General features: G+C 62.0%; 26 protein-coding genes. 18 read left to right on the forward strand and 8 right to left on the reverse strand.

The window, feature by feature from the left end; genetic code table 11:
* Positions 1 to 194 precede the first annotated feature (194 nt).
* Complete coding sequence (locus IB275_RS19215) at positions 195 to 1,760, forward strand: methyl-accepting chemotaxis protein (protein ID WP_081518545.1); 1,566 nt, start codon at positions 195 to 197, stop codon at positions 1,758 to 1,760.
* A gap of 85 nt (positions 1,761 to 1,845) precedes the next feature.
* Here the strand turns inward: IB275_RS19215 and cprA are convergent, their stop codons facing one another.
* Both cprA and IB275_RS19225 read right to left on the reverse strand, forming a co-directional pair.
* A complete protein-coding gene (cprA, locus tag IB275_RS19220; RefSeq protein WP_225607787.1) occupies positions 1,846 to 3,018 on the reverse strand; it encodes a cationic peptide resistance protein CprA in 1,173 nt (390 codons plus the stop codon).
* Positions 3,019 to 3,107: 89 nt separating this feature from the next.
* Positions 3,108 to 3,806: an alpha/beta family hydrolase gene (locus IB275_RS19225; protein ID WP_225601980.1), complete on the reverse strand. Its 699-nt coding sequence runs from the start codon at positions 3,804 to 3,806 to the stop codon at positions 3,108 to 3,110.
* 121 nt (positions 3,807 to 3,927) lie between these two features.
* Between IB275_RS19225 and ccoN (IB275_RS19230) the strand changes: the two genes are divergently transcribed.
* The 17 genes from ccoN (IB275_RS19230) to IB275_RS19310 all read left to right on the forward strand — a co-directional run bounded on the left by ccoN (IB275_RS19230) (position 3,928) and on the right by IB275_RS19310 (position 20,572).
* The gene (gene ccoN / locus IB275_RS19230) at positions 3,928 to 5,352 is read left to right on the forward strand and encodes a cytochrome-c oxidase, cbb3-type subunit I (protein WP_192294940.1); all 1,425 of its coding nucleotides are present in this window, start codon (positions 3,928 to 3,930) and stop codon (positions 5,350 to 5,352) included.
* Between the two features lie 10 nt (positions 5,353 to 5,362).
* Positions 5,363 to 5,971: a cytochrome-c oxidase, cbb3-type subunit II gene (gene ccoO / locus IB275_RS19235; protein ID WP_192294941.1), complete on the forward strand. Its 609-nt coding sequence runs from the start codon at positions 5,363 to 5,365 to the stop codon at positions 5,969 to 5,971.
* 4 nt (positions 5,972 to 5,975) lie between these two features.
* On the forward strand, positions 5,976 to 6,167 hold the full coding sequence (locus IB275_RS19240) for a CcoQ/FixQ family Cbb3-type cytochrome c oxidase assembly chaperone (protein WP_017516305.1): 192 nt from the start codon (positions 5,976 to 5,978) through the stop codon (positions 6,165 to 6,167).
* On the forward strand, positions 6,164 to 7,087 hold the full coding sequence (gene ccoP / locus IB275_RS19245; RefSeq protein ID WP_138214736.1) for a cytochrome-c oxidase, cbb3-type subunit III: 924 nt from the start codon (positions 6,164 to 6,166) through the stop codon (positions 7,085 to 7,087). Before IB275_RS19240 ends, ccoP (IB275_RS19245) begins: the two co-directional genes overlap by 4 nt.
* Before the next feature lie 341 nt (positions 7,088 to 7,428).
* Positions 7,429 to 8,871 (forward strand): cytochrome-c oxidase, cbb3-type subunit I, encoded by a 1,443-nt coding sequence (gene ccoN / locus IB275_RS19250; RefSeq protein ID WP_081518548.1) that lies wholly within the window; start codon positions 7,429 to 7,431, stop codon positions 8,869 to 8,871.
* Positions 8,871 to 9,479 carry a cytochrome-c oxidase, cbb3-type subunit II gene (ccoO, locus tag IB275_RS19255; RefSeq protein WP_017516817.1) on the forward strand — a complete coding sequence of 203 codons (609 nt, stop codon included), beginning with the start codon at positions 8,871 to 8,873 and terminating at the stop codon, positions 9,477 to 9,479. Before ccoN (IB275_RS19250) ends, ccoO (IB275_RS19255) begins: the two co-directional genes overlap by 1 nt.
* 5 nt (positions 9,480 to 9,484) lie before the next feature.
* The gene (locus tag IB275_RS19260) at positions 9,485 to 9,676 is read left to right on the forward strand and encodes a cbb3-type cytochrome oxidase subunit 3 (protein WP_024763940.1); all 192 of its coding nucleotides are present in this window, start codon (positions 9,485 to 9,487) and stop codon (positions 9,674 to 9,676) included.
* The gene (gene ccoP / locus IB275_RS19265; protein ID WP_081518549.1) at positions 9,673 to 10,638 is read left to right on the forward strand and encodes a cytochrome-c oxidase, cbb3-type subunit III; all 966 of its coding nucleotides are present in this window, start codon (positions 9,673 to 9,675) and stop codon (positions 10,636 to 10,638) included. The genes IB275_RS19260 and ccoP (IB275_RS19265) overlap by 4 nt, the downstream gene beginning before the upstream one ends.
* 210 nt (positions 10,639 to 10,848) lie before the next feature.
* A complete protein-coding gene (gene ccoG / locus IB275_RS19270) occupies positions 10,849 to 12,264 on the forward strand; it encodes a cytochrome c oxidase accessory protein CcoG (protein WP_192294942.1) in 1,416 nt (471 codons plus the stop codon).
* 129 nt (positions 12,265 to 12,393) lie between these two features.
* The gene (locus tag IB275_RS19275; protein WP_192224380.1) at positions 12,394 to 12,939 is read left to right on the forward strand and encodes a FixH family protein; all 546 of its coding nucleotides are present in this window, start codon (positions 12,394 to 12,396) and stop codon (positions 12,937 to 12,939) included.
* Entirely contained in the window at positions 12,936 to 15,413 is a 2,478-nt protein-coding gene (locus IB275_RS19280; protein ID WP_192294943.1) for a heavy metal translocating P-type ATPase, read from the forward strand. The genes IB275_RS19275 and IB275_RS19280 overlap by 4 nt, the downstream gene beginning before the upstream one ends.
* Position 15,414: 1 nt before the next feature.
* On the forward strand, positions 15,415 to 15,636 hold the full coding sequence (gene ccoS / locus IB275_RS19285; RefSeq protein ID WP_081518553.1) for a cbb3-type cytochrome oxidase assembly protein CcoS: 222 nt from the start codon (positions 15,415 to 15,417) through the stop codon (positions 15,634 to 15,636).
* Positions 15,629 to 16,354 (forward strand): sulfite exporter TauE/SafE family protein, encoded by a 726-nt coding sequence (locus IB275_RS19290; protein WP_192294944.1) that lies wholly within the window; start codon positions 15,629 to 15,631, stop codon positions 16,352 to 16,354. Before ccoS ends, IB275_RS19290 begins: the two co-directional genes overlap by 8 nt.
* Positions 16,355 to 16,426: 72 nt before the next feature.
* On the forward strand, positions 16,427 to 17,809 hold the full coding sequence (hemN, locus tag IB275_RS19295; RefSeq protein WP_151187650.1) for an oxygen-independent coproporphyrinogen III oxidase: 1,383 nt from the start codon (positions 16,427 to 16,429) through the stop codon (positions 17,807 to 17,809).
* Positions 17,810 to 18,067: 258 nt separating this feature from the next.
* Entirely contained in the window at positions 18,068 to 18,802 is a 735-nt protein-coding gene (gene anr, locus IB275_RS19300) for a transcriptional regulator Anr (protein ID WP_024763934.1), read from the forward strand.
* Between the two features lie 115 nt (positions 18,803 to 18,917).
* Positions 18,918 to 19,466 (forward strand): adenine phosphoribosyltransferase, encoded by a 549-nt coding sequence (locus IB275_RS19305; RefSeq protein WP_045209111.1) that lies wholly within the window; start codon positions 18,918 to 18,920, stop codon positions 19,464 to 19,466.
* Between the two features lie 275 nt (positions 19,467 to 19,741).
* The gene (locus IB275_RS19310) at positions 19,742 to 20,572 is read left to right on the forward strand and encodes a metal-dependent hydrolase (RefSeq protein WP_192294945.1); all 831 of its coding nucleotides are present in this window, start codon (positions 19,742 to 19,744) and stop codon (positions 20,570 to 20,572) included.
* 283 nt (positions 20,573 to 20,855) lie between these two features.
* On the opposite strand, the gene IB275_RS19315 is transcribed toward IB275_RS19310, so the two are convergent.
* From IB275_RS19315 to IB275_RS19340, 6 genes are all read right to left on the reverse strand, one after another.
* On the reverse strand, positions 20,856 to 21,401 hold the full coding sequence (locus IB275_RS19315) for a type 2 periplasmic-binding domain-containing protein (RefSeq protein ID WP_192294946.1): 546 nt from the start codon (positions 21,399 to 21,401) through the stop codon (positions 20,856 to 20,858).
* A 138-nt stretch (positions 21,402 to 21,539) separates the two neighbouring features.
* A complete protein-coding gene (locus IB275_RS19320; RefSeq protein ID WP_192294947.1) occupies positions 21,540 to 22,802 on the reverse strand; it encodes an ATP-grasp domain-containing protein in 1,263 nt (420 codons plus the stop codon).
* Entirely contained in the window at positions 22,795 to 23,703 is a 909-nt protein-coding gene (locus IB275_RS19325; RefSeq protein ID WP_192294948.1) for an EamA family transporter, read from the reverse strand. Before IB275_RS19325 ends, IB275_RS19320 begins: the two co-directional genes overlap by 8 nt.
* 96 nt (positions 23,704 to 23,799) lie before the next feature.
* Positions 23,800 to 24,405 carry a LysE family translocator gene (locus IB275_RS19330; RefSeq protein WP_192294949.1) on the reverse strand — a complete coding sequence of 202 codons (606 nt, stop codon included), beginning with the start codon at positions 24,403 to 24,405 and terminating at the stop codon, positions 23,800 to 23,802.
* Position 24,406: 1 nt separating this feature from the next.
* A complete protein-coding gene (locus tag IB275_RS19335) occupies positions 24,407 to 24,577 on the reverse strand; it encodes a rubredoxin (protein WP_192294950.1) in 171 nt (56 codons plus the stop codon).
* Positions 24,578 to 24,627: 50 nt separating this feature from the next.
* Entirely contained in the window at positions 24,628 to 25,272 is a 645-nt protein-coding gene (locus tag IB275_RS19340) for an iron-containing redox enzyme family protein (protein WP_225607789.1), read from the reverse strand.
* Positions 25,273 to 26,126 lie beyond the last annotated feature (854 nt).

Here is a 26,126-nt window from a genome sequence, read left to right on the forward strand (position 1 = left end):
GCGGTGCGGCGGCCTGCAACGGGCCGCCGCCCTCCTTCTTTCGTTTCATTTCCGTGACCGATGGCGATACGCTATCGTCATTCTCTCGGCGTCACTCTTCTGACATTTTTCTGTGATCGCCATCAAATTTTCGATCCAGCGGCCGATAAGCTGGACAGACGTGCCAATTCGCCCTTCTCCGAGACCCCAGCCTGATGCGCAACAACCAGCCGATCACCCAGCGTGAACGCACCTTCCCCGCCGAACAGCGGCTGATCTCCACGACCAACGCCCGCGGTGTCATCAGCTACGTCAACGATGCCTTCAGCGCCATCAGCGGCTTCTCCCGCGAGGAGCTGGTGGGTGCCGCGCACAACCTGGTGCGACATCCGGACGTGCCACCGGCGGTGTTCGCACACATGTGGACGACCCTGAAGAAAGGCCGCCCCTGGATGGGCATCGTCAAGAACCGCTGCAAGAACGGCGACCATTACTGGGTCAGCGCCTACGTCACGCCGATGTACGAGCACAACGAGATCGTCGGCTACGAATCGGTGCGAGTGAAGCCGACCGCCGAACAGGTACGCCGCGCCGAGGCGCTGTATGCACGGATCAATGCCGGCAAGTCGGCCATCCCCGCCCGCGACCGCTGGTTGCCGGTGCTGCTGGACTGGCTGCCGTTCATCCTGATCGGCCAGATCGGCTTCCTCATCGGCGTCTGGCTGAACTCCCACTGGGGCTTCCTGCTCGCCGCACTGCTCTCGATCCCGCTGGGCCTGGCAGGCCTGGGCTGGCAGCAACGCGGGCTCAAACGCCTGCTGCGCCTGGCCGAGCAGACTACATCCGACCCGCTGATCGCGCAGATGTACACCGACAGCCGTGGTGCCCAGGCACGCCTGGAAATGTCGATCCTCAGCCAGGAAGCGCGGCTGAAGACCTGCCTGACCCGTTTGCAGGACACCGCCGAAACGCTCACCGAGCAGGCCCGTGAAGCCGACTCCCTGGCCCACCACAGCTCCGCCGGGCTGGACCGCCAGCGCCAGGAAACCGAGCAGGTTGCCACCGCCGTCAACCAGATGGCCGCCACCACCCAGGAAGTGGCCGACAACGTGCAGCGCACCGCCGACGCCACGCGCCAGGCCAACAACCTGACCACCGAAGGCCGGCAGATCGCCGCCGAGACGCGCGAGGCCATGCAGCGTCTTTCCAGCTCCGTGGGCGAAACCGGTGAAGCAGTCAGCCAACTGGCCCGCGACAGCGAGCAGATCGGTGGCGTGGTGGACGTGATCAAGGGCATCGCCGACCAGACCAACCTGCTGGCGCTCAACGCCGCCATCGAAGCTGCCCGCGCCGGCGAGATGGGCCGCGGTTTCGCCGTGGTCGCCGATGAAGTCCGCTCCCTGGCCCAGCGCACTGCCGAGTCCACCGGGCAGATTCACCAGCTCATCGCCAACCTGCAGAACACCGCCACCGAGGCGGTGCGCGCCATGGACTCCGGCCGCCGCCAGGCCGACGAAGGCGTGGAGCGCGTGCTGCAGGCGGACAACGCGCTGGTGGGGATCAGCGACGCGGTGGCCAACATCACCGAGATGGCCACCCAGATCGCCGCCGCTGCCGAGGAACAGAGCGCCGTGGCGGAAGAGATCAACCGCAACATCAGCACCATCGCCAACCTGGCCGACCAGACCTCCGGCGAGGCCCAGCGCACCGCGCTGCTCAGCGAGGAGCTGACGCAGACTGCGCACCGCCAGTACTCGCTGGTGGAGCGGTTCAACCGCTGAGTACGGGCCTGCTGGACGACTTGTAGGAGCGCGCCATGCGCGCGATCGCGGGCATGGCGCGCTCCTGCAGCGGATGCCTATTTAGCTACTTGAAGTCCCACTGCATCTGAGCCGGAATGCTGACATCCCGCGAGGAGTGCACGCACACGTCGAGGTAGTCGGTAAAGCGCGGCGGCGCGGCGATGCCCTCATCCAGCAGACGCTGGTTGTCGAACAGGTAGTTGAGGTCCGCGAAGCCGCTGTATAGGCGTAACGCCCGCAGCACCAGGCGTGGGTTGGCCTTGCCGATGCGGCTCTCGAAGCTGCCGGCCAACTCGCGCAGGTCCTCGCTGCTGACCTTGCGATAACGCTCGCCCACAGGCTCCTCGCCACGAGCGTCGGCATAAGCGCGATCGATCTCGCCGAAGGTGCACGCCGAACCGTGGCCGGCAGAGATGTGGTAGAGGCTGTGGCTCAGTGTCGGCTTCAGCGCCAGGGCTACCAGCGCTTCGGCGCAGTAGTCCACCGGGATCACATCGATCTGCTCGTCCAGGCCGCAGGTGAAGCTCTCCAGGGCGAAACCCATGCGGAACACCCAGAAAATACTCCCCGACGCACGGCAACCCAGTTCGCGGTGCCCAACCACGATGGAGGGGCGCGCCACCACCAGCGGCAACGACGGCAGTTCCTCGCGCATGCGCCGCTCGATCTCGGCCTTGGAGGCGGTGTAGTCCACCAGTTGCTCTTCGCTGTCGGGGAAATCCCAGGACTCACGCACTGGCGACTCGCGCTGCGGGCCGCAGCACATGGCGGTGCCCACATGAAGGAAGCGCTTGAGGTTGCGCGACTGGCTGAGCAGGCGGGCAAACGCGAAGGTGCCCTCGACGTTTACCGGCCAGATGCTCGGGTTTTTCGAGAACGAGGCCACGGCGGCGCAGTTGATTACCTGCTCCACGCGCATCAGGCGAGCGCGCTCGCCCTGCATCCATGCAGTGTCCAGCAGGTCGCCGCAGAGTATCTGGCTCTCTTGAAGGCCCTCCAGCGCAGTCTCCGGCACGCAGTGCAGGCGCAAGTTGTCGCGCAGCCGCTCCAGGCCCAGTTCCGGATTTTCTGCTCGAACGAGGAACAGCAGCGACAGGCTGTGACCGTCGGCGATCAGGTGAGCGGCAACGGAGCCGCCAAGGAAGCCGGTCGCGCCAGTCAACAACAGGCTGTGCGCGGCGCCGGGGGAGTATCGGAAGGGTTGGGTGGCAATGCGTTCAGCGTAATCGGGGTTCATGGCAGCGTTCGGCCTGTCCTCTGGATGCGGGGCGTCGACTGCAGGGAGCCGACGCCGGCGAGGATAGGAACGCGTGCATTAAGGACCGATTAGCGCAATAGGAAAGCTTCGATCCTCGCGGCTGCGCTTTCCAGATGCTGCTCGTGGGTCACCCCGGAAGCCTTGAGCGGTTTGAGGTCGTGGTCGGCAGCGGCCAGCCAGTGCAGGTGGATCGCCGGCGACAGCGAATAGCCTTCGACCGTGGGCCGATCACCCAGCGCATCACGTTCGCCCTGCACGATCAGGGTCGGCGTCTGCAGATCGGCCAGGTGCGCGACGCGCGGTTTCTCCGGCTTGCCGGCGGCATAGAACGGGTAGCCGAGACAGACCAGCGCATCAGCGCCCAGTTCGTCCGCCAGCAAGCTGGCCATCCGCCCGCCCATGGACTTGCCCCCAATGGCCAGCTTGCCCGGCACCTCGGCGCGGACCTGCGCGTAAACCTGCCGCCAGCACTCGAGCAACTGCTTCTGCGGATTCGGCGGGCGGCGCTTTCCATCCTTGCGGCGCATAGCCATATAGGGGAACTCGAAGCGCACCACGGAGATACCCCTTTCGGCCAGGCGCGCAGCGATGTCGTCCATGAACGGGCTGTCCATCGGTGCACCCGCTCCGTGCGCCAGAACCAGCGTCGCCGACAGTGCGCGCTGTGCCGGGTTCCGCAGCAGCGACAAAGGACCGCAGGCGCCCGCGACAGGGGTCTCAGGTGCCAATTGATCCGAATCAATATTCCGGGAAGTGCCTTTATCCATCCTTCACTCCGCTAATTCCGAATTAGTACCTATCCCAAGGGGGAGGGGCGGCATACGCCGTAAGCCGTAAAAAACCTTGCCGGGATGGGCATAGCCCATAACCGTGGATGGAAGCCCATAAATGAGCACAACCAATCAGACCGCTTATAACTATAAGGTGGTCCGCCAGTTCGCCATTATGACAGTGGTGTGGGGGATCGTCGGCATGGCCGTCGGTGTCCTGATCGCCGCGCAACTGGTGTGGCCGGACCTTAACCTCGGCTTACCGTGGACGAGCTTCGGCCGCCTGCGTCCGCTGCATACCAACGCGGTGATCTTCGCCTTCGGCGGCTGCGCACTGTTCGCCACCAGCTACTACTCGGTGCAGCGTACCTGCCAGACCCGCCTGTTCTCCGACACGCTCGCTTCCTTCACCTTCTGGGGTTGGCAGCTGGTGATCCTGTGTGCCGCCATCACCCTGCCGCTGGGCATGACCTCCTCCAAGGAGTACGCCGAGCTGGAATGGCCGATCGACATCCTGATCACCATCGTCTGGGTTTCCTACGCCATCGTCTTCTTCGGCACGCTGATGAAGCGCAAGACCAAGCACATCTATGTGGGCAACTGGTTCTTCGGCGGCTTCATCCTGACCGTGGCGATCCTGCACGTGGTCAACAACCTGGAAATCCCGGTCAGCCTGACCAAGTCCTACTCGCTGTACTCGGGCGCCACCGACGCCATGATCCAGTGGTGGTACGGCCACAACGCCGTGGGCTTCTTCCTGACCGCCGGCTTCCTGGGGATGATGTACTACTTCGTTCCCAAGCAGGCCGAGCGTCCGGTCTACTCCTATCGCCTGTCCATCGTGCACTTCTGGGCGCTGATCGCCGTCTACATCTGGGCCGGTCCGCACCACCTGCACTACACCGCGCTGCCGGACTGGGCGCAATCGCTGGGCATGGTGATGTCCCTGATCCTGCTGGCTCCGAGCTGGGGCGGCATGATCAACGGCATGATGACCCTCTCCGGCGCCTGGCATAAGCTGCGCACCGACCCGATCCTGCGCTTCCTGGTGGTCTCCCTGGCCTTCTACGGCATGTCCACCTTCGAAGGCCCGATGATGGCCATCAAGACAGTCAACGCCCTCTCCCACTACACCGACTGGACCATCGGCCACGTACACGCCGGCGCTCTGGGCTGGGTAGCCATGGTCTCCATCGGCTCGCTCTACCACATGATCCCGAAAGTCTTCGGTCGCGAGCAGATGCACAGCGTGGGCCTGATCAACACCCACTTCTGGCTGGCCACCATCGGCACCGTTCTTTACATCGCCTCGATGTGGGTCAACGGCATCACCCAGGGCCTGATGTGGCGCGCAGTGAACTCCGACGGCACCCTCACCTACTCCTTCGTCGAAGCCCTGGCCGCCGGCCACCCCGGCTTCATCGTGCGGATGATCGGTGGTGCCATCTTCCTGCTGGGCATGCTGGTCATGGCCTACAACACCTGGCGCACCGTAGCGGCCGCCAAGCCGGCCGAAATGCAAGCCGCGGCGCAGATGGCCTGAGGAGTCCGACATGAAACACGAAATACTCGAGAAAAACGTCGGCCTGCTGGCCCTGTGCATGGCCGTCGCCGTCAGCATCGGCGGCCTGACCCAGATCGTTCCGCTGTTCTTCCAGGACGTCACCAACACCCCGGTGGAAGGCATGAAGCCCTACACCGCGCTGCAACTGGAAGGCCGTGACGTGTACATCCGCGAGGGCTGCGTAGGTTGCCACTCGCAGATGATCCGTCCGTTCCGCGCCGAGACCGAGCGCTACGGCCACTACTCCGTCGCCGGCGAAAGCGTCTGGGACCACCCGTTCCTCTGGGGCTCCAAGCGTACCGGTCCGGACCTGGCCCGCGTCGGCGGGCGCTACTCGGACGACTGGCATCGCGCGCACCTGTACAACCCGCGCAACGTGGTGCCGGAATCGAAGATGCCCGCCTACCCCTGGCTGGTCGAGAACAAGCTCGACGGCAAGGACACGGCGAAGAAACTGGAAGTGATGCGTGTCATGGGCGTGCCCTACACGGACGACGACATCGCTGGCGCCAGCGATTCCGTCAAAGGCAAGACCGAAATGGACGCGGTGGTCGCGTACCTGCAGGTCCTCGGCACCTCCATCAAGAACAAGCGGTGACAGCATGGATATCGGGACCATTCGCGGCCTCGGCACCGTCATCGTGATGGTGGCCTTCGTCGGCGTACTGCTCTGGGCTTACGGCGGCAAACGCAAGGAGCGCTTCGACGAAGACGCGCTACTGCCCTTCGCGGATGACCCGGCAGCCAAGCGTCACGCTGAGCAAGAGCAAGCTTCTAGGAGCAACAACGCATGACTACCTTCTGGAGTCTGTACATCACCGTTCTAACAGTCGGCTCGCTGATCGCCCTGCTGTGGCTGGTATTCGCCACCCGCAGCGGGCAGTCCTCGAACACCACCGACCAGACCATGGGCCATGCCTTCGACGGCATCGAGGAATACGACAACCCGCTGCCCAAGTGGTGGTTCCTGCTGTTCGTCGGCACCATCGTGTTCGCCGCCGGCTACCTGGTCCTCTACCCGGGCCTGGGCACCTGGAAAGGCATCCTGCCGGGTTACGACGGCGGCTGGACCCAGGACAAGCAATGGGAGCGCGAAGAAGCCCTGGCCAAGGAAAAATACGGCCCGATCTTCGCCAAATACGCCGCCATGCCCGTGGAAGAAGTGGCAAAAGACCCGCAAGCCATGAAAATGGGCGAGCGCCTCTTCGCCACCTACTGCTCCATCTGCCACGGCTCCGACGCCAAAGGCGCCCAGGGCTTCCCGAACCTGACCGACAGCGACTGGCGCTGGGGCGGTACCGCCCAGGACATCGAGACCACCATCCTCGGTGGCCGTCACGCTGCCATGCCGGCCTGGGGCGAAGTACTGGGCGAGAAAGGCGTTCAGGACGTCGCCGCGTTCGTCACCGCCAACCTCGACGGCCGCAAGCTGCCCGAAGGTGTGACTGCGGACAACGTCGACAACGGCGGCAAGCTGTTCGCTACCACCTGTGTCGCCTGCCATGGTCCGGAAGGCAAGGGCAACCCGATCATGGGTGCGCCTGACCTGACCCACCCGGGCGCCTTCATCTACGGCTCCAGCTACGCACAACTGCAGCAGACCATCCGCCACGGCCGCCAGGGCCAGATGCCAGCGCAGGAGCAATACCTGGGCAAAGACAAAGTGCACATTCTCGCCGGTTACATCTACAACATTTCCGGCCAGGCGAAGTAAACTCCCCGCCCCCAACTCGCGCCCATTAAAACGGGCGCGAGTTTCTTACCCCCGCAATATCGCGACGAAGTGTCGCACCCTCTCTATCTCCTTTCTTCACACCCTTCCGGTTCACGTCTAAGCTGGATTCCATTCGCAAACCTGCAATACGACTAACCTGACCCACTTCCCAGGTTGGTACGGGCGACTCGAAACAGGCGCAAACAGCGGCGCAAAGCGCTTCGGAGCAGGCGTCGAACCGGCACCGTGCCAAGGCCCGGCGCGTTGCAATGGCCACCTGCTTTCTCCATACTTGCCGCCGTTTTTTTGTCCATAAAATCCAAAAACCGTGGAACCTTAGAATGAGCACAGCAATCAGTCCGACTGCTTATAACTATAAGGTCGTCCGCCAGTTCGCCATCATGACGGTGGTCTGGGGGATACTTGGAATGGGGGTGGGTGTTTACATCGCCTCACAGTTGGTTTGGCCCCAGTTGAACCTGGACCTTCCCTGGACCAGTTTCGGGCGCCTGCGTCCGCTGCACACCAACCTGGTGATCTTCGCCTTCGGCGGCTGTGCTCTCTTCGCAACTTCCTACTACGTCGTACAGCGCACCTGTCAGACCCGCCTGATTTCTGACAGCCTCGCGGCCTTCACCTTCTGGGGTTGGCAAGCGGTGATCGTGCTGGCCGGCATCACCCTGCCGCTGGGCTACACCTCCTCCAAGGAGTACGCCGAGCTGGAATGGCCGATCGACATCCTGCTGGCCATCGTCTGGGTCACCTACGCCGTGGTGTTCTTCGGCACTATCGTCAAGCGCCAGACCAAGCACATCTACGTGGGCAACTGGTTCTACGGCGGCTTCATCCTCGTCACCGCCATGCTGCACATCGTGAACAGCGCGGAACTGCCGGTGACCTGGTTCAAGTCCTACTCGGTCTACGCCGGCGCCACCGACGCGATGATCCAGTGGTGGTACGGCCACAACGCCGTGGGCTTCTTCCTGACCACCGGCTTCCTCGGGATGATGTACTACTTCGTTCCGAAGCAGGCCGAGCGTCCGATCTACTCCTATCGCCTGTCCATCGTGCACTTCTGGGCGCTGATCACCCTGTACATCTGGGCCGGTCCGCACCACCTGCACTACACCGCCCTGCCGGACTGGGCCCAGTCCCTGGGCATGGTGATGTCCCTGATCCTGCTGGCTCCGAGCTGGGGCGGCATGATCAACGGCATGATGACCCTGTCGGGCGCCTGGCATAAGCTGCGCACCGACCCGATCCTGCGCTTCCTGGTGGTTTCCCTGGCCTTCTACGGCATGTCCACCTTCGAAGGCCCGATGATGGCCATCAAGACCGTCAACTCCCTGTCGCACTACACCGACTGGACCATCGGCCACGTACACGCCGGCGCTCTGGGCTGGGTTGCGATGATCTCCATCGGCTCCCTGTACCACCTGATTCCGAAGGTCTTCGGCCGCGAGCAGATGCACAGCATCGGCCTGATCAACGCCCACTTCTGGCTGGCTACCATCGGTACCGTGCTGTACATCGCCTCCATGTGGGTCAACGGCATCACCCAGGGCCTGATGTGGCGCGCGATCAACGCCGACGGCACCCTCACCTACTCCTTCGTGGAAGCCCTGCAGGCCAGCCACCCGGGCTTCATCGTCCGTGCTCTGGGCGGCGCCTTCTTCGCCTCCGGCATGCTGCTGATGGCCTACAACACCTTCCGTACTGTGCGCGGTTTCAAACTGGCTGACGCCGATGCCGCTGCCCAGATCCCCGCTGTAGGAGCTCACTGATGAAGCACGAAGTAGTCGAGAAGAACATCGGCCTTCTGGCCTTCTTCATGGTCATTGCGGTGAGCATCGGCGGTCTGACCCAGATCGTTCCGCTGTTCTTCCAGGACGTGACCAACAAGCCGGTCGAGGGCATGAAGCCGCGCACCGCGCTGGAGCTGGAAGGCCGTGACATCTACATCCGCGAAGGCTGCGTTGGCTGCCACTCGCAGATGGTCCGTCCGTTCCGCGCCGAGACCGAGCGCTATGGCCACTACTCCGTCGCCGGTGAAAGCGTCTGGGATCACCCGTTCCTGTGGGGCTCCAAGCGTACCGGTCCGGACCTGGCCCGCGTCGGCGGCCGCTACTCGGACGACTGGCACCGCGCTCACCTGTACAACCCGCGCAACGTAGTGCCGGAATCGAAGATGCCCTCCTACCCCTGGCTGGTGGAGAACAAGCTCGACGGCAAGGACACGGCGAAGAAAATGGAAGCCCTGCGTACGCTGGGCGTGCCTTACACCGACGAAGACATCGCCGGTGCCCGTGATGCCGTCAAAGGCAAGACCGAGATGGACGCTGTCGTCGCCTACCTGCAAGGCCTCGGCACCATCATCAAGAGCAAACGGTGACAGTGATGGATATCGGGACCATTCGCGGTATCGGCACTGTAGTAGTCATGGTCGCCTTCGTCGGCGTCCTGCTCTGGGCCTATGGCGGCAAACGCAAGGAGCGCTTCGACGAAGACGCCCTGCTGCCCTTCGCGGATGACCCGGTCGCCAAAAAGCACGTCGAGCAAGAGCAAGCTTCTAGGAGCAACAAAGAATGACAACCTTCTGGAGTCTGTACGTCACCGTACTTACCCTGGGCACCATCTTCGCCCTGGCGTGGCTGCTGTTCGCCACCCGTCGCGGTCAGCGCAACGAAGCCACCGATGAAACCGTCGGCCATGCCTTCGACGGCATCGAGGAGTACGACAACCCGCTGCCGAAGTGGTGGTTCATGCTGTTCGTGGCCACCTTCATCTTCGCCCTCGGCTACCTGGTCCTGTACCCGGGCCTGGGCAACTGGAAAGGCCTGCTGCCGGGCTACCAGGACAAGGCCGAATTCGCCAACGGCGAACAAGGCTGGACCGGTGTGCACCAGTGGGAAAAGGAAATGGCCAAGGCCGATGAGAAGTACGGCCCGCTGTACGCCAAGTTCGGCGCCATGCCGATCGAGGAAGTGGCCAAGGACGAGCAGGCCCTGAAAATGGGTAACCGCCTGTTCGCTTCCAACTGCTCCGTCTGCCACGGTTCCGACGCCAAGGGTGCCCACGGCTTCCCGAACCTCACCGACGCCGACTGGCGCTGGGGCGGCGAGCCGAAGGACATCATCGCAACCATCGAAGGCGGTCGCCACGCGGCCATGCCGGCCTGGGGCGAAGTCATCGGCGACCAGGGCGTTCATGACGTAGCTGCCTTCGTCACCACCAAGCTGGACGGCCGCAAGCTGCCCGAAGGCGTGACTGACGAGCAGGTCGCCAACGGCCAGAAGATCTTCTCCACCAACTGCGTGGCTTGCCACGGCGCCGAAGGCAAAGGCACCGCCGCCATGGGCGCGCCGAACCTGACCCACCCGGCTGCGTTCATCTACGGCTCGAGCTTCGCTCAGCTGCAGCAGACCATCCGCTACGGCCGTCAGGGCCAGATGCCGGCTCAGCTGGAGCGTCTGGGCAAAGACCAGGTTCACCTGCTCGCTGCCTACGTGTACAGCCTGTCCCATGGCGAAGGTGAGAAGAGCGCCGAATAAGCCTCTTCTTCCTACACCCAGAGCGACACCCAGCGGCGCCGGTTTCTACACCGGCGCCGCTCTATTTCTGGGTCCATAATTCCTTGCGCGACCAACTGTCGCACGGTTGCAACACCCACCACGCCGTATCATTGTTAGGCGTGCAAGCATATTTCTGACCCTCTCGGCATGTATCGACAGGGCGCCCTCCCGCTGCCGTGGAATGCACTGATGAGCAAACAAATTCCGGTCCAGGACGTCACTCCGCCCACCAAGGGCAAGGGTGAAAGCGTCGACCTTTATGCCTCCCGGGAAAAGATCTACACCCGAGCCTTTACCGGGTTCTTCCGCAACCTCCGCATGGCCGGGGGCGCCCTCCTCTTCCTCCTCTACTTCGGTACCGTGTGGCTGACCTGGAACGGTCGTCAGGCGGTTCTCTGGGACCTGCCCGAGCGCAAGTTCTACATCTTTGGCGCGACCTTCTGGCCGCAGGACTTCATCCTTCTCTCCGGCCTGCTGATCATCAGCGCGTTCGGCCTGTTCTTCATCACCGTGTTCGCCGGCCGCGTCTGGTGCGGCTACACCTGCCCGCAAAGCGTGTGGACGTGGATCTTCATGTGGTGCGAGAAAGTCACCGAGGGTGACCGCAACCAGCGCATGAAGCTCGACAAGGCGCCCATGAGCGGCAACAAGCTGCTACGCAAGATCGCCAAGCACGGCCTCTGGCTGCTGATCGGTCTGGTGACCGGCCTGACCTTCGTCGGCTACTTCGCCCCGATGCGCGAACTGCTGAGCGATCTGGTCACCGGCCAGGCAGACGGCTGGGCCTATTTCTGGGTCGGCTTCTTCACCCTCGCCACGTACGGCAACGCCGGCTGGCTGCGCGAGCAGGTATGCATCTACATGTGTCCCTACGCGCGCTTCCAGAGTGTGATGTTCGACAAGGACACCCTGATCGTTTCCTACGACCCGCGTCGTGGCGAGAAGCGTGGCCCGCGCAAGAAGACCGTCGACTACAAGGCCCAGGGCCTGGGCGACTGCATCGACTGCACCATGTGCGTACAGGTCTGCCCGACCGGCATCGACATCCGCGACGGCCTGCAGATCGAGTGCATCGGTTGCGCTGCCTGCATCGACGCCTGCGACAGCATCATGGACAAGATGAACTACCCGCGGGGCCTGATCAGCTATACCACCGAGCACAACCTGTCGGGCCAGAAAACCCACCTGGTACGCCCGCGCCTGATCGGCTACGCCATCGCCCTGTGCATCATGATCGGCCTGCTGATTACCGCCATCGTCCTGCGCCCGCTGGTGGGCTTCGACGTCAGCAAGGACCGCGTGCTCTACCGCGAGAACGCCGAAGGCCGGATCGAGAACGTGTACAGCCTGAAGGTCATGAACAAGGACCAGAAGGACCACACCTACGTGCTCAGCGCCAAGGGCATGGACGGCCTGATCCTGGAAGGCAAGAAGGAAATCTCGGTCGCCGCCGGGGACATCTTCACCATGCCGGTGGAACTGTCCATCGAGCCGGAGAAGCTGCCCTCCACCACCAACGAGATCAGCTTCACCATCCAGTCGGTGGACGACCCGTCCATCAGCAAGGAATCCACCAGCCGCTTCATCGGCCCGCGCGTTCGTTGAACCAACGCTGAACGAATTGGCACCCCATGTTGCGCATGGGGTGCCAGTACCGAACGAAGCACGTAGAATTTCGCCCGCCCCTTCACCGGGCAGCGCCCCTGCGGCACTGCCAGCGAGAGAAAAAAGACCATGCAATCGGCCATGAAAACGCCCGTGGAACCCTGGTACAAGCACCTCTGGCCGTGGATCATCATCGCCATGCTGGCCACCTCGATCGCCCTCAGCCTGACGATGGTCAACATCGCCGTGAACAATCAGGACTCCCTGGTCAGCGACAACTATTACGAGGCCGGCAAGGGCATCAACCGCTCCCTCGACCGCGAGCACCTGGCACAGGAACTCAAGCTGCGCGCCAGGATCAGCTTCGACGAACTGACCGGCGAAGTAGACCTGCGCCTCACCGGCAACAGCCGTCCGGCCACGCTCACCCTGAACCTGCTCTCCCCTACCCTGGAGTCGCAGGACAAGCACCTGGAGCTGCGCGCCAGCCCCGCCGAGCCGGGCCGCTACACCGCCAGCCTGGATGCCGCCGTCAAGGGTCGCCGCTTCGTCGAACTGCTCGGCGAGGAGAACGGCAAGACCTGGCGTCTGTTCGAGGAAGAGAAAGTCGCCCCCGGCGGCTCCTTCGACCTCGGCGACGAGCCCCTCAGCGGAGATGAAGCCGAGCGCCCATGAGCGCCGCGCTGCTCTGTTACCACTGCGCGCTGCCGGTTCCCCCCGGCAGCCGCTTTGTTGCGCCCGTCCTGGGCGAGCCCCGCGAATTCTGCTGCCCCGGTTGCCAGGCCGTGGCCGAAGCCATCGTTGCCGGCGGCCTGGAAGGCTACTACCGCCACCGCACCGAAGCCGCCCCCAACCCTGATGCCCTCCCCGAACAACTCGCTGACGAGCTGAGGCTGTTCGACCGCCCCGACGTGCAGCAGCCCTTCGTCCAGCACCAGGGCGAACTGGCCGAGACCACCCTGATCATGGAAGGCATCAGCTGCGCCGCCTGCGGCTGGCTGATCGAGAAGCACCTCAAGGGCCTGCCCGCCGTCGCCGAGGCCGGCCTCAACCTGTCCAATCACCGCCTGCATGTGCGCTGGTCCGACAGCGAGCTGCCGCTGAGCGAACTGCTCGCCGAACTGCGCAAGATCGGCTACGCCGCTCACCCGTTCCAACCGGACCGCGCCGCCGAGCAGCTGCACCAGGAAAACCGCAAGTCCCTGCGCCAGCTGGGTGTCGCGGGCCTGCTGTGGTTCCAGGCAATGATGGCGACCATGGCCACCTGGCCGGAATTCAACATCGACCTGAGCCCCGAGCTGCACGAGATCCTGCGCTGGGTGGCGATGTTCCTTACCACGCCCATCGTCTTCTACTCCTGCCAGCCGTTCTTCCGCGGCGCCGTGCGCGACCTGCGCACCCGTCACCTGACCATGGATGTCTCGGTGTCCCTGGCCATCGGCGGCGCCTACCTGGCCGGCATCTGGACCGCTGTCACCGGCCATGGCGACCTGTACTTCGACGCCGTGGGCATGTTCGCCCTGTTCCTGCTCGCCGGCCGCTACCTCGAACGCCGCGCCCGCGAACGCACCGCCGCCGCCACCGCACAGCTGGTCAACCTGTTGCCCGCGTCCTGCCTGCGCCTGGATGAGAGTGGCCAGAGCAGCCGCGTGCTGCTCAGTGAACTGAACGTCGGCGACCACGTGCTGGTACAGCCCGGCGCGGTGATCCCGGCCGACGGCCTGATCCTCGAGGGCCAGTCCAGCGTCGATGAATCCCTGCTCACCGGCGAATACCTGCCGCAGGCGCGCCAGAGCGGCGACAGCGTCACCGGCGGCACCCTCAACGTCGAAGGCCCGCTGACCGTGCAGGTCAAGGCGCTGGGCGGCGACAGCCGGCTCTCCGCCATCGTCCGCCTGCTCGAACGCGCCCAGTCGGACAAGCCACGCCTGGCCGAACTGGCCGACAAGGCCGCGCAATGGTTCCTCGTCGCCCTGCTGGTGCTCGCCGCCGTGGTCGGCCTGTTCTGGTGGCAGCACGACGCTTCCCGCGCTTTCTGGGTGGTCCTGGCGATGCTGGTGGCGACCTGTCCCTGCGCCCTGTCCCTGGCCACGCCCACCGCGCTGACCGCCGCCACAGGCAGCCTGCACAAGCTCGGCCTGCTGGTGACCCGCGGCCACGTGCTGGAGGGCCTGAACCACATCGACACGGTGATCTTCGACAAGACCGGCACCCTCACCGAAGGCCGCCTGACGCTGCGTGCAGTAAGGTCGATGGGTGCGCTGGACAGCGATGCCTGCCTGGCCCTGGCCGCCGCGCTGGAGAACCGCTCGGAACACCCCATCGCCCTCGCCTTCGGCCGTGCGCCGCAGCCCGCCGAGAATGTCGAGAGCCATCCCGGCCGGGGCCTGGAAGGTGTGGTCGGCGAGCGCCGCCTGCGCATTGGCGAACCGTCCTTCGTCTGCGCCCTCAGCGGTAGCGTCGCGCCCGAACACCCGCAGGAACCCGGCCAGTGGTTGCTGCTGGGCGATGAAGGCGGTGCCCTCGCGTGGCTGGTGCTGGACGACCGCATCCGCGATGACGCCGCCGACCTGCTCGACGCCTGTCGTGCCCGCGGCTGGCGCACCCTGCTGCTGTCCGGCGACAGTTCGCCCATGGTCGGCCGCGTTGCCGCCGAATTGGGCATCGACGACTGCCGCGGCGGCCTGCGCCCGGACGACAAGCTCGAAGTGCTGCGCCAACTGCATCAGGAAGGCCGCCGCGTGCTGATGCTGGGCGACGGCGTGAACGACGTGCCGGTACTGGCCGCCGCCGACATCAGCGTCGCCATGGGCTCGGCCACGGATCTCGCCAAGACCAGCGCCGACGCGGTGCTGCTTTCCAATCGTCTGGACAGCGTGGTACAGGCCTTCGGCCTGGCCCGTCGCACTCGCCGGGTAATCATCGAGAACCTGATCTGGGCGGGGCTGTACAATGGGCTCATGCTGCCCTTCGCCGCCCTCGGCTGGATCACGCCCGTGTGGGCCGCGGTGGGCATGTCGATCAGTTCGCTGACCGTGGTGCTCAACGCCCTGCGCCTGACACGGCTGCCCAAGGGCGCCGGCGCCCCGCCAGCGACCACTGCCCTGCCCGTCGCCCCGCAAGCGGCGCAGGCGCTGCCACGGAGTTGAAATGCCCGCTCTCTACATCATGATCCCGGTCGCGGTGGTAATCGTCGGCATCTGCATCGCGATCTTCTTCTGGGCGGTGAACAGCGGCCAGTACGACGACCTGGACGGGCCGGCCCACAGCATCCTGTTCGACGACGAAGATCCCAGGCACCAGGCTGGCATCGACGAAGCCGAGGGTGACGACGCGCACGCCAGCCAGAAGCAGGACAAGCGCGATGCCTGACCTGGCGCCGCTGCTGGCGTCTGCGCTGATCCTCGGCCTGCTCGGCGGCGGTCACTGCCTGGGCATGTGCGGCGGCCTGATGGGCGCGCTGACCATGGCCATTCCGCCAGAGCAGCGTGGGCGCCGCCTGCGCCTGCTGCTGGCCTACAACCTCGGCCGCATCCTCAGCTACGCCTGTGCCGGCCTTCTGCTCGGCCTCGCCGGCTGGGCCGTCGCGCGTACGCCGTTCGCCTCGGCGCTGCGGGTGATCGCCGGCCTGCTGCTGATCGCCATGGGCCTGTACCTGGCCGGCTGGTGGAGCGGCCTGACCCGCATCGAAGCCCTGGGCCGCGGCCTGTGGAAGCACATACAGCCCTTTGCCAGCCGTCTGCTGCCGGTCGCCACGCTGCCGCGCGCGCTGCTACTTGGCGCACTCTGGGGCTGGCTGCCCTGCGGCCTGGTCTACAGCACCCTGCTCTGGGCCACCAGCCAGGGCTCGGCGGTAGACAGCGCCCTGCTGATGTTCGCCTTCGGCCTGGGCACCTGGCCGGTACTGCTCGCTACCGGGCTCGCCGCCGAGCGCATCACCGCCCTGTTGCGCAAACGCAGCGTACGCATGACCGGCGGTATCCTGGTGATCCTCTTTGGCCTGTGGACCCTCCCCGGCCCGCACCAGGCCTGGATCATGGGCCACGACATGCACGCCAGCGCCGCCGCTCCCCACCATAAAGCCGCTTGATACAGGTCAACAGGCCTCTGTCGGACTCTCCCTAGACTGCGCAGGAAAAGCTCGCCACCGGGGAACATCGGCATGCTCGACAATATTCGCTGGGACGCAGATCTGATACGCCGATACGATCTGGCCGGCCCGCGCTACACCTCCTATCCCACAGCCGTGCAGTTCCACGAAGGAGTCGGACCCTTCGACCTGCTGCACGCGCTGCGCGATAGCCAGAAGGCGCAGCGCCCGCTCTCGCTCTACGTGCACGTCCCGTTCTGCGCGAACATCTGCTACTACTGCGCCTGCAACAAGGTCATCACCAAGGATCGTGGCCGCAGCGCCCCCTACCTCGCCCGTCTCATCCATGAAATCGAAATCGTCAGCCGTCACCTGGGTCGCCAGCAGCAAGTCGAGCAGCTGCATTTCGGTGGAGGTACCCCGACCTTCCTGAGCCCCGGCCAGCTGCGCGAGCTGATGGCGCAACTGCGCACCCATTTTCACTTCGTCGAGGGCGACTTCGGCGACTACGGCATCGAGATCGACCCGCGCGAGGCCGACTGGTCGACCATGGGCCTGCTCCGCGAGCTGGGCTTCAACCGCGCCAGCATCGGCGTGCAGGACTTCAACCTGGAAGTGCAGCAGGCGATCAACCGCCTGCAGAGCCTCGACGAGACCCGCGCCATCATCGACGCGGCGCGCACGCTGCAATTCCGCTCGATCAACATCGACCTGATCTACGGCCTGCCCCGGCAGACCCCGGACACCTTCGCCCGCACCGTCGAGCAGGTCATCGCCCTGCAGCCCAACCGATTGTCCGTGTTCAACTACGCACACCTCCCCGAACGCTTCCCGCCGCAGCGGCGGATCAAGGCCGAGGACCTGCCCTCCCCCGGACAGAAACTGGAGATGCTGCAACGCACCACCGAGCAACTGGAAGCCGCCGGGTACCGCTACATCGGCATGGACCACTTCGCCCTGCCGGACGACGAACTGGCCATGGCCCAGGAAGACGGCACCCTGCAACGCAACTTCCAGGGCTATACCACCCACGGTCACTGCGACCTGGTGGGCCTCGGGGTTTCCTCGATCAGCCAGATCGGCGATCTCTACTGCCAGAACAGCAATGACATCGCCGACTACCAGAACACCCTCGACCAGGGTCAGCTCGCCACTCGCCGGGGCCTGCACTGCAACAAGGACGACCTGATCCGCCGCGCGGTGATCCAGCAGCTGATCTGCCATTTCCAGCTGGACTTCGAGGACATCGAGGACCTCTACAACATCGATTTCCGTGGCTACTTCGCCGAAATCTGGGACGACCTCGAACGCTTCGCCCGCGACGGACTGATCAGCCTCGGCCCACGCGGTATCGATGTCAGTGCTTCCGGCCGGCTGCTGGTGCGCTCGCTGTGCATGCTGTTCGACCGCTACCTGCCGATGCAGAACCTGCAACGCTTCTCGCGGGTCATCTGACCCGCGGGTTCCCTTCCGTACGACCGACGGTACGGGGCCAACTGTCGCACCCTTTGCTACAGGATATGTCCTTCACCCCAGGGTGTAGGAACAGCCCTGAACCGGCACTTTTCGAAAGGATTCGAGACCGCTCCAACCCCTACGAAACCCTCATCCCCATCGCTGGAACCAGCGATTCAGACAGGTCGCCAACTGGCGCGCGACTTGCGGTCTGCGGTACCCTTGGTTTTTGTGTGCCATCCCATTCAAGGAACACTCATGGCCGAAACCATCAAAGTGCGCGCCCTGCCCCAGGCGCACTGCAAGGATTGCAGCCTGGCTCCACTCTGCCTGCCCCTGTCGCTCAACCACAGCGACATGGACGCCCTCGATGAAATCGTCAAGCGCGGACGCCCGCTGAAGAAGGGCGAGTTCCTGTTCCGCCAGGGCGATGCCTTCGGCTCTGTCTTCGCCGTGCGCTCCGGCGCCCTGAAAACCTTCAGCATCACCGACGGCGGCGAGGAGCAGATCACCGGCTTCCACCTGCCCAGCGAGCTGGTCGGCCTGTCCGGCATGGATACCGAGAGCTACCCGGTATCGGCCCAGGCCCTGGAAACCACGTCGGTCTGCGAGATTCCCTTCGAACGCCTGGACGAGCTGTCCGAGCAACTGCCGCAACTGCGCCGCCAGCTGCTGCGCGTGATGAGCCGTGAAATCCGCGACGACCAGCAGATGATGATGCTGCTATCGAAGAAGACCGCCGACGAGCGCATCGCCACCTTCCTGGTGAACCTCTCCGCGCGCTTCCGCGCCCGTGGCTTCTCGGCCCAGCAGTTCCGCCTGGCCATGTCGCGCAACGAGATCGGCAACTACCTTGGCCTGGCGGTGGAAACCGTCTCCCGCGTGTTCACCCGCTTCCAGCAGAACGGCCTGATCGCCGCCGAAGGCAAGGAAGTGCACATCCTCGATTCCATCGAGCTGTGCGCACTGGCCGGCGGCCAGCTGGAAAGCTGACAGACACGAAAGCTGACCTATTGGTTGACTTTCCGGTCATCGAAAACGGGCTCGCCGACTGGTGGGCCCGTTATACTTTGGCCTCAGCAAAAACCGCATCAGGTGCACATCCAGCATGATCCTCAACCAACTCGACCTGAAGTCCGTGATCCGTGCCGTTCCCGACTTTCCCAAGCCCGGCGTCATGTTCCGCGACATCACCCCGCTGTTCCAGTCGCCGCGAGCCCTGCGCTTTGTCGCCGACAGCTTCATCCAGCGCTATGTCGAGGCCGACTTCACCCACATCGGCGCCATGGATGCGCGCGGCTTCCTGATCGGTTCGATCATCGCCTACGAGCTGAACAAGCCTCTGGTGCTGTTCCGCAAGCGTGGCAAGCTGCCGGCTGACGTGCTGGCCCAGGCCTACGAGACCGAGTACGGCGAAGCCCTGCTGGAAGTCCACGCCGACAGCCTGTGCGAAGGCGACAGCGTGCTGATCTTCGATGACCTGATCGCCACCGGCGGCACCCTGCTGGCCGCCGCGCAGCTGGTCCGCCGGATGGGCGCCAGCGTGTTCGAGGCCGCCGCGATCATCGATCTGCCGGAGCTGGGCGGTTCGACCAAGCTCAATGACGCACAGATCCCCACCTACAGCCTGACTGCCTTCGCCCTCGACGAGCAGTGACAGACCGCTGTCGGTAAACACGGGCGCTTCGGCGCCCGTTTTCGTTTCCGCCCTCCCCACCGCTCAGACGCCCCATCCAATGGCTGGTCGTGACCCGCTTGGCCTGATTCGACCCCGCCACGGCCACATATGACCTTTCGATTGTCCGACAAGACTCCGAACATGACATCAGCTAATGACACATTACGAGGTGGCATAGCGAACTAACGACAGGGCTTGCCTGGGTCGCCGCCCCTGCCGCGCGCGCCCTCCCGCACAACAAGAAGGAGTTAGTCATGAACGCCAGCACCACGCCGATCCGCGCCAACTTCCCGGTCCGCCGCATGGATTTCAGCTTCAGCGAAACGCCGAAATACTGGTGGGACGGGCAACCCTTCATGACCCACTTCATGAACAACCTGTCCTCGCTGTTCCCCTATGGCGAGAAGTTCTTCGTCGACAGCGTGCGCGCCGTGCGCGAGCGCATCCAGGACCCGCAGCTGCAGAAGGACGTCAGCGCCTTCATCGGCCAGGAAGCCATGCACTCCAAGGAGCACGCGGCCTACAACGAGTACGCCGACGAGCACGGCATCGACCTGGAAACCCTGGAGCTGCGCATCAAGGTGCTGCTCGAATCCATCAGCAAGGTCACCACCCAGAAGCACCAGCTGGCGATCACCTGCGCCCTGGAACACTTCACCGCGACCATGGCCGAGCAGTTGCTCAAGCGTGAAGACCTGAGCAGCCAGATGAAGTCGGACAAGATGTACAAGCTGTGGATGTGGCACGCCGTCGAGGAGAACGAGCACAAGGCGGTGGCCTACGACGTCTACCAGCAGGTCTATGGCGGCTACTTCACCCGTACCGCGGTGATGCTGCTCACCACCGGGATCTTCCTCGGCGTCATCGCCGGCTTCCAGATCAACCTACTGCGCCGCGACGGCCAGCTGTTCAACTGGCGCAGCTGGAAACACGGTCTGGGCGTGCTGCTGCACCCGCGCCGCGGCTACTTCGTCAACCTGATCCGCCCGTGGCTGGACTATTTCCGTCCCGGCTTCCACCCCTTCGACCATGACACCAAGGCGCTGGAAACCCGCTGGAAGGAAACGCTGGATTTCGCCGGCTGACTGTCGCGCACCAAGGAAAACGCCAGGCAAACGCCTGGCGATTTTCATTCAACCCCATCGAGCGCAATTGCACTTTCTTGACCACCTGATTGCATTTGACTTGACCAATCATTTGCATCGGACCTGACCATTACACAGCGTGGCCATGACCGACAGAGAACGCCCCATACGATTGGAATACTGCGCTGGGTGCAACTGTTTGATCAGGCCGGAGCATCGGGGCTCGCGCTGCAGTCTGCGACCTGCGGCTTGGCACAGCCAATCCACATAATCCCGGCGTTCACTAGTCGATTACTTGTGCTCCCAGGCCATCCTCTACTACGCATCCTAATCCTGCAGATGCCTGGCCAGGTGTGCCCCGCAGGGCAGTATTAATGCAGTCTCTCAGTTCCGGGAAAGACCTGCCGACCGCCACCGAGGAACCATTACCGAATATTTCCGGGCAGATTATCGGTTCTCCCAGAACTCGGATTTTCTCTCGTTTGCCTTGGCCATGAAGCCAATGTTGGGCCGCATTTAACTCAGACACGACTGTGTCGACAGTTGCGCTTTCGAGCGCATTAAGCATCTCGACTGAGTTACTGAAAAGGCGGATATCCGCTCCTGGGAAGGATGCCCGCGCGTAGCGCTCATGGTTGGATCCAGCGAGCACCGCCAAGGAGCAGCGCCCCAGTTCGATACTTTCCAGATTGACACCTTCCCATCCCATCAGCGTCTCTGGGGAGTCGAAATAGGCGTCGCTGAAAAGGAACTCTTGCCGCCGCTCTTCCGTTGCCGAGAGGCTCGAGAAGATTGCAGCAACCTTACCAAGCCGCAACTGATCAAACATGTCATCCCAAGAGACTGGGACGATCTCGAATTCCAGCCTGGTCTCATAAAGCAATGGGTGATGAACTCGTACTCAGTCCCACTCCACACACCGGCTGACAGTTTCGTGTAGGGGGGGTTGTCGGGATCGCAACCAATCCTAAACATCGACTTCCTCCACAGCTTCCTCGTACATCTGCACCTCCAACTCCCTGAGGCGAACGTAGTCTGCTTGGAGCACTTCGGCCGACTCGTGGGACAGGTAGACGATTCCCGGGCAGGTATCCATGTCGATTGTCCGTTTGATGGAGGTCCCAGACGTTGGCAGTCCCTGGTCCGCTGCGTAACTCGGTAGAGCCCTGATCGCTGACGGGAACCTAGAGTCCGATACTCGAAGGTCTCGGGGGGACACAAGCATCGCCGCCAACACCGGCTTCCGGGCTTGGTAAGGCGTATTCGAATAGCTGGCAAAGCCACTCGGGTCCGCATAGCGCAGCGCAGTGAGCGTCACATGGCTGTGGCCGAGGGTTGAAAGAACCACGGAGTCGCAGATGGATCCCTGCATACGGGCGCCCACTTCTATGAGCACGGGACCGCGTCCTTCGACAAGCATGATCTCTAAGTGGGCAGGGCCGTTCTGAATCTCGAGAGCGTCAAGGACGGAGCCGGCATAACGACCGAGAACAGTGGATTCTGTGGATGCGGACTTGAGCAGCGCCTCGTAGCATCCAACTGCGCACGCCCCGGGCACTTCAAGACGGACGTCCTTCCACACTTCGGAGACGTAGTGGCTCCCCTGAAGGCTTACTGTGTTGACTATGTACTGCTCGCCAACCAATCTTTCCTGCACGATAAGCAGCGTATTGACTGTCCCCATTGCATTTGTCCTACCGAGTAGGGACGCGAAGGCCGCGCGGACCTCATTTGGCACATGGCAAAAGGTGACTCCATCAGATCCAGCGCTGTCGAGGGGCTTCACCACGCAAGGCCATGCGCACTGCCGATCACACCATGTGATCGCCTCTGCAGCCGAATCCGTTCGCAGCGACCGAATATGCTCAACGCCGGCGTCCTTTAGGGCTGCCTGCATGAGGAACTTGTCTCGTCGGGTGCTGGACTTAGCCGTTCCGTTCGAAGGCAGCTTGAGGACTTCCGATAGCGCGTCGGCTAGGGGGACGCCCGACTCGCAGCCGGCTATCACAAACAAAGGCGAGAGCTTCCCGATGTCCTCAGCCAGCTTAGCTACATCTCCCTGGTACACAAAATTTCTGGTGAAGTCCTCCGGCACGAAAGACGGCGCGTCAAAAACCAGGATAGGGTCCCTGGACTGGACGTGGAAACATTCGACTCCGTAGGCCGAGAACTCCCTGGCGAGCTTGTTTCCGGTTGAGTACGCATCAACGATGATCCCAAGGCTATGCATGACGGGCACCAAAGAAGGAGTGATAGATCTGGGCCAGGGACAGGCCGATGACCAGTACGACGCCCACAATGGCCGGAGTAGATGGGGTGAGGGCGGAATGCGTGAACTGGAACGCGAGGACAAAGGCAGGTGCTGTGGCGAGCACAATCTCGAAAAGTACCGGCTCAATGTACTTAAGACTTCTCTGCAGGAGGAGCGTTGCGGGAATGACACCGAGAAGCGCGAGAGAGGCTCCGCTCATAAGTTCTTCAGCTGACACTGAGAAAGCTCCCCTTACAAGCGCGCCTATGAACGCCAAGCCTGTCAGCAAGTAGAACCTCCGCGCGAGCAGTTCGGAACCAGAAACCCCCCGGTCATAACAGGCCTTCATGGACACGGTCATGAACGCATCCGAGAAAGCCGCTGCCATGGCTAGGAGGATTCCCCAAAGAACGAGGCCATTCGTCCCTTTTCCTGCATCTGTGGCGATTGTCGCCCAAGACAAGAATGCAGTGATTGCGAGTGCAGCCAAGCATACAGCGATGTCGCGGAGGGCAGCCGGCGAACTCGGGCGCAGTCGACGGTTTACGAAGTAAGTGAATATCGGACAGAGGGAGGTTGCAATCGCAGCGGCAAGGGCTGGGGGGATGAGCCAGATTGAAAGGAACAACGCCCCCCAACTTCCCGCGGTCCAGAGGTTCAGCGAGACGACCTCCTTCCATCGCAGCCGGGCTTCGCCTCCGCCTCCCCTGAAACACACCTCGAAAGTCGCTATGACAATCAAGAAGGCGACGAAAGTCAGGAAGAATACGTCTAGCTTCCGGAATGCAACGGCGCGGTATACATCCTGCCAACCGGTGAGCATGTTATGCGCGAGCAGTAGGCAAAGCCCGACTGCCAAGGAGCGGTGTTCAACGAGCATAGCCCCCTCCCTTGATGTCGATAGCAGGGTACATGGATGTTAATTTTTGAAATTTAAGAAGCTGTATCTCTGATCTCGGAAATATTAAGGGGAGCACTATTTCCATAAAAAAGCAGCCTCGACCAAGCCGAACATCGTGACACCCAAGCCACTGAAAAATCCAAGAATTCTTAGGCGGCTATTATTGGTGATGAATGGCTTTAATGCGGTGCCACCCAATGCGTACAAGCATTGAATAAATAAGCTCCCCGCAAACAAACAAAGACACGATATCACGAGGGAAGTTATTGTGCGCCCGTCAACTTGAGTTGCAAATGCTGAAATAGCCAGAATAGTTAATGGATTTGAAATCGTTAGTATGAACGTAGTTGTAAAGCCAATGTTTTTTGACGGGACGCCACTATCAGTCTTGGCCTTGAATTCGCCACATATCATGTGCAGTCCGAATAGAATTAAAATTAGCGCGGAAGCTGCGCTCAGGAACCTTTGATGACTGGATAGAAATCCCACTACCAAGCTTGCGCCGGCAAACGCAATCACGCTAAAGAAAAGATCTCCAATCGCCGCCCCTAACGCACTTTTTATGGCAACGACTCTGCCATGCTGAATGCCGTTTCGGATGATTATTAATGCGATAGGCCCTACGGCAATAGAAAGTGTAATGCCAAAGAGAAAGGCCTTGAGGGCACTTGCTGGCAGCACGTCAGAGCGTCCGTTCAGTGAAGTTCTTCTTCTTTGTTCGGCAGTGGGGGCATTTAAAATCTTCAGGAAGGTCTTCCCACTGTGTCCCTGGAACTACCCCTTCCGTCTCCTCACCTTGTTCCTCCGAGTAGACGTAATGGCAGAAATTGCACTCATATTCCTTGCTAGCCATGATAACTCTCCATTTAAAGGGCGCAGGCAACGCCTGCGCCCTTGGCGCGATCACTGAATACTGTGACCCAGCTTACGATTCAAGGCAGCGAACATGCGTTCGAAGCCATCCATGAATGCCATGGCGCCCCGTAATGCCTGCTTGCCGATGCGCTCGTCACGGTTCAGGAACGACACCAAGACGTCTCGCCCAGTGGATACATGCATCGGTTCAACTTCGCAGTGTACGGCGAAGAAGGCCAGAACCGGGTCATCCTCGTCTTTCAGACCATATTCCTTGGCGTACTTCTGGAAGCCGGCCAAGAAATATTGGAACTCACGGGACGATGTCATCTCGGATGCGAGATGGAATCCCAGGGCCTCACCGAGTTGATCAGAACGATAGAGACGATGTGTTGCATCGCCCATGGCGACCCCTTCCGGCAAGACAAAAGCTGGATTGTGCAGGTCTTGATGACTCAGCCTAAGATGTTCGGTCAGTTCCCGGAACATTTGGTGATGAGTAGGCAGCATGTGTCGCTGATGCTGGTGCAGTCCGAACTCGTCAACAGATGCGTAGAGCACGTATGCAGCTTTTGCAGTTGCGTTCCACGTGTCTTCGGCCAGCAGTTCGTCAGTAATGCGAGCGGCCAGCGCGATGATGCCAGAGGGAACGTCTTTGAAAAATGCCCAAAGGGTCCCGAAGAAAGTTGCCAAGCCTTCATGATCAAGCGGTCGACTGGCCAGAATTTGGCCAAAACGATCAAGCTCTTTGTGGCATTATGACGAACTACCGCCGATGCAATTTCAGTGTAAATAATATCGCTTTGACCGTGGTCTCGTGCGACTTCATTTTCACGAAGAGTGAACGCCTGTTGAATATACAAAGTTATCACCTCAATGAATGTATTGAAATTGCGGCCAATATTGAATGACGTGGACGCATCTTGAGATACCTCTTCCCTGGCCATCCAGATAATTCTGCCCCGACTACATGCCGCAGAATGTTTCTATATCCCCCTTCAATGCCTGTCAACATGGTGTCAACTTGATACCAAGGATCAGCGAACAACTCTCTAAATCGGGTTACAGAACCGTCCCACAATAGAGCTCTATAAACAACCAAGAAAACAAGAACCATCTGACAATCCAAGCACCGCCACCAGTACAACTTAGGTATGAGATCACATATCGGCGCCAATCATTTGAACGACCCATAATAGTCGCCGGAAAATTTCTGCTTAGCGACTCTTCAAACGGAAAGTTCGAGCATCTAACCGACAATGCCGGTGCCGGATTGGTATCCGCGACTTAATTATCCAAGCTGTCGGGCAGTAGCTTGGTTTGGTCTAGATTTTCACCCTGGATGAACTCCTCATGGACAGCCTTTGCTATGACCGCGGCCGGCAGGATAGCAACAGGACTGGCCCTGTTTTTTCAGAGGCTTGAGCGCTCTCAACAGACCATGGTTTCAAAGGTTCTGAGCAAATCCGGTGCAATCAATGGTCAGAACAAATGCAAACGGATGATCAAGTGCAATGCAATTCCGCACATCGCACCGAATGACGGTT

This window comes from Pseudomonas sp. PDM21 (assembly GCF_014852505.2).
GTDB lineage: Bacteria > Pseudomonadota > Gammaproteobacteria > Pseudomonadales > Pseudomonadaceae > Pseudomonas.

What these genes read in the sequence shown, in the direction of transcription:
- IB275_RS19215 (WP_081518545.1), top strand. Translation starts at nt 195, where the DNA reads ATGCGCAACAACCAGCCGATCACCCAGCGTGAACGCACCTTCCCCGCC.
- cprA (WP_225607787.1), bottom strand. Translation starts at nt 3,018, where the DNA reads ATGAACCCCGATTACGCTGAACGCATTGCCACCCAACCCTTCCGATAC.
- IB275_RS19225 (WP_225601980.1), bottom strand. Translation starts at nt 3,806, where the DNA reads ATGGATAAAGGCACTTCCCGGAATATTGATTCGGATCAATTGGCACCT.
- ccoN (WP_192294940.1), top strand. Translation starts at nt 3,928, where the DNA reads ATGAGCACAACCAATCAGACCGCTTATAACTATAAGGTGGTCCGCCAG.
- ccoO (WP_192294941.1), top strand. Translation starts at nt 5,363, where the DNA reads ATGAAACACGAAATACTCGAGAAAAACGTCGGCCTGCTGGCCCTGTGC.
- IB275_RS19240 (WP_017516305.1), top strand. Translation starts at nt 5,976, where the DNA reads ATGGATATCGGGACCATTCGCGGCCTCGGCACCGTCATCGTGATGGTG.
- ccoP (WP_138214736.1), top strand. Translation starts at nt 6,164, where the DNA reads ATGACTACCTTCTGGAGTCTGTACATCACCGTTCTAACAGTCGGCTCG.
- ccoN (WP_081518548.1), top strand. Translation starts at nt 7,429, where the DNA reads ATGAGCACAGCAATCAGTCCGACTGCTTATAACTATAAGGTCGTCCGC.
- ccoO (WP_017516817.1), top strand. Translation starts at nt 8,871, where the DNA reads ATGAAGCACGAAGTAGTCGAGAAGAACATCGGCCTTCTGGCCTTCTTC.
- IB275_RS19260 (WP_024763940.1), top strand. Translation starts at nt 9,485, where the DNA reads ATGGATATCGGGACCATTCGCGGTATCGGCACTGTAGTAGTCATGGTC.
- ccoP (WP_081518549.1), top strand. Translation starts at nt 9,673, where the DNA reads ATGACAACCTTCTGGAGTCTGTACGTCACCGTACTTACCCTGGGCACC.
- ccoG (WP_192294942.1), top strand. Translation starts at nt 10,849, where the DNA reads ATGAGCAAACAAATTCCGGTCCAGGACGTCACTCCGCCCACCAAGGGC.
- IB275_RS19275 (WP_192224380.1), top strand. Translation starts at nt 12,394, where the DNA reads ATGCAATCGGCCATGAAAACGCCCGTGGAACCCTGGTACAAGCACCTC.
- IB275_RS19280 (WP_192294943.1), top strand. Translation starts at nt 12,936, where the DNA reads ATGAGCGCCGCGCTGCTCTGTTACCACTGCGCGCTGCCGGTTCCCCCC.
- ccoS (WP_081518553.1), top strand. Translation starts at nt 15,415, where the DNA reads ATGCCCGCTCTCTACATCATGATCCCGGTCGCGGTGGTAATCGTCGGC.
- IB275_RS19290 (WP_192294944.1), top strand. Translation starts at nt 15,629, where the DNA reads ATGCCTGACCTGGCGCCGCTGCTGGCGTCTGCGCTGATCCTCGGCCTG.
- hemN (WP_151187650.1), top strand. Translation starts at nt 16,427, where the DNA reads ATGCTCGACAATATTCGCTGGGACGCAGATCTGATACGCCGATACGAT.
- anr (WP_024763934.1), top strand. Translation starts at nt 18,068, where the DNA reads ATGGCCGAAACCATCAAAGTGCGCGCCCTGCCCCAGGCGCACTGCAAG.
- IB275_RS19305 (WP_045209111.1), top strand. Translation starts at nt 18,918, where the DNA reads ATGATCCTCAACCAACTCGACCTGAAGTCCGTGATCCGTGCCGTTCCC.
- IB275_RS19310 (WP_192294945.1), top strand. Translation starts at nt 19,742, where the DNA reads ATGAACGCCAGCACCACGCCGATCCGCGCCAACTTCCCGGTCCGCCGC.
- IB275_RS19315 (WP_192294946.1), bottom strand. Translation starts at nt 21,401, where the DNA reads ATGTTTGATCAGTTGCGGCTTGGTAAGGTTGCTGCAATCTTCTCGAGC.
- IB275_RS19320 (WP_192294947.1), bottom strand. Translation starts at nt 22,802, where the DNA reads ATGCATAGCCTTGGGATCATCGTTGATGCGTACTCAACCGGAAACAAG.
- IB275_RS19325 (WP_192294948.1), bottom strand. Translation starts at nt 23,703, where the DNA reads ATGCTCGTTGAACACCGCTCCTTGGCAGTCGGGCTTTGCCTACTGCTC.
- IB275_RS19335 (WP_192294950.1), bottom strand. Translation starts at nt 24,577, where the DNA reads ATGGCTAGCAAGGAATATGAGTGCAATTTCTGCCATTACGTCTACTCG.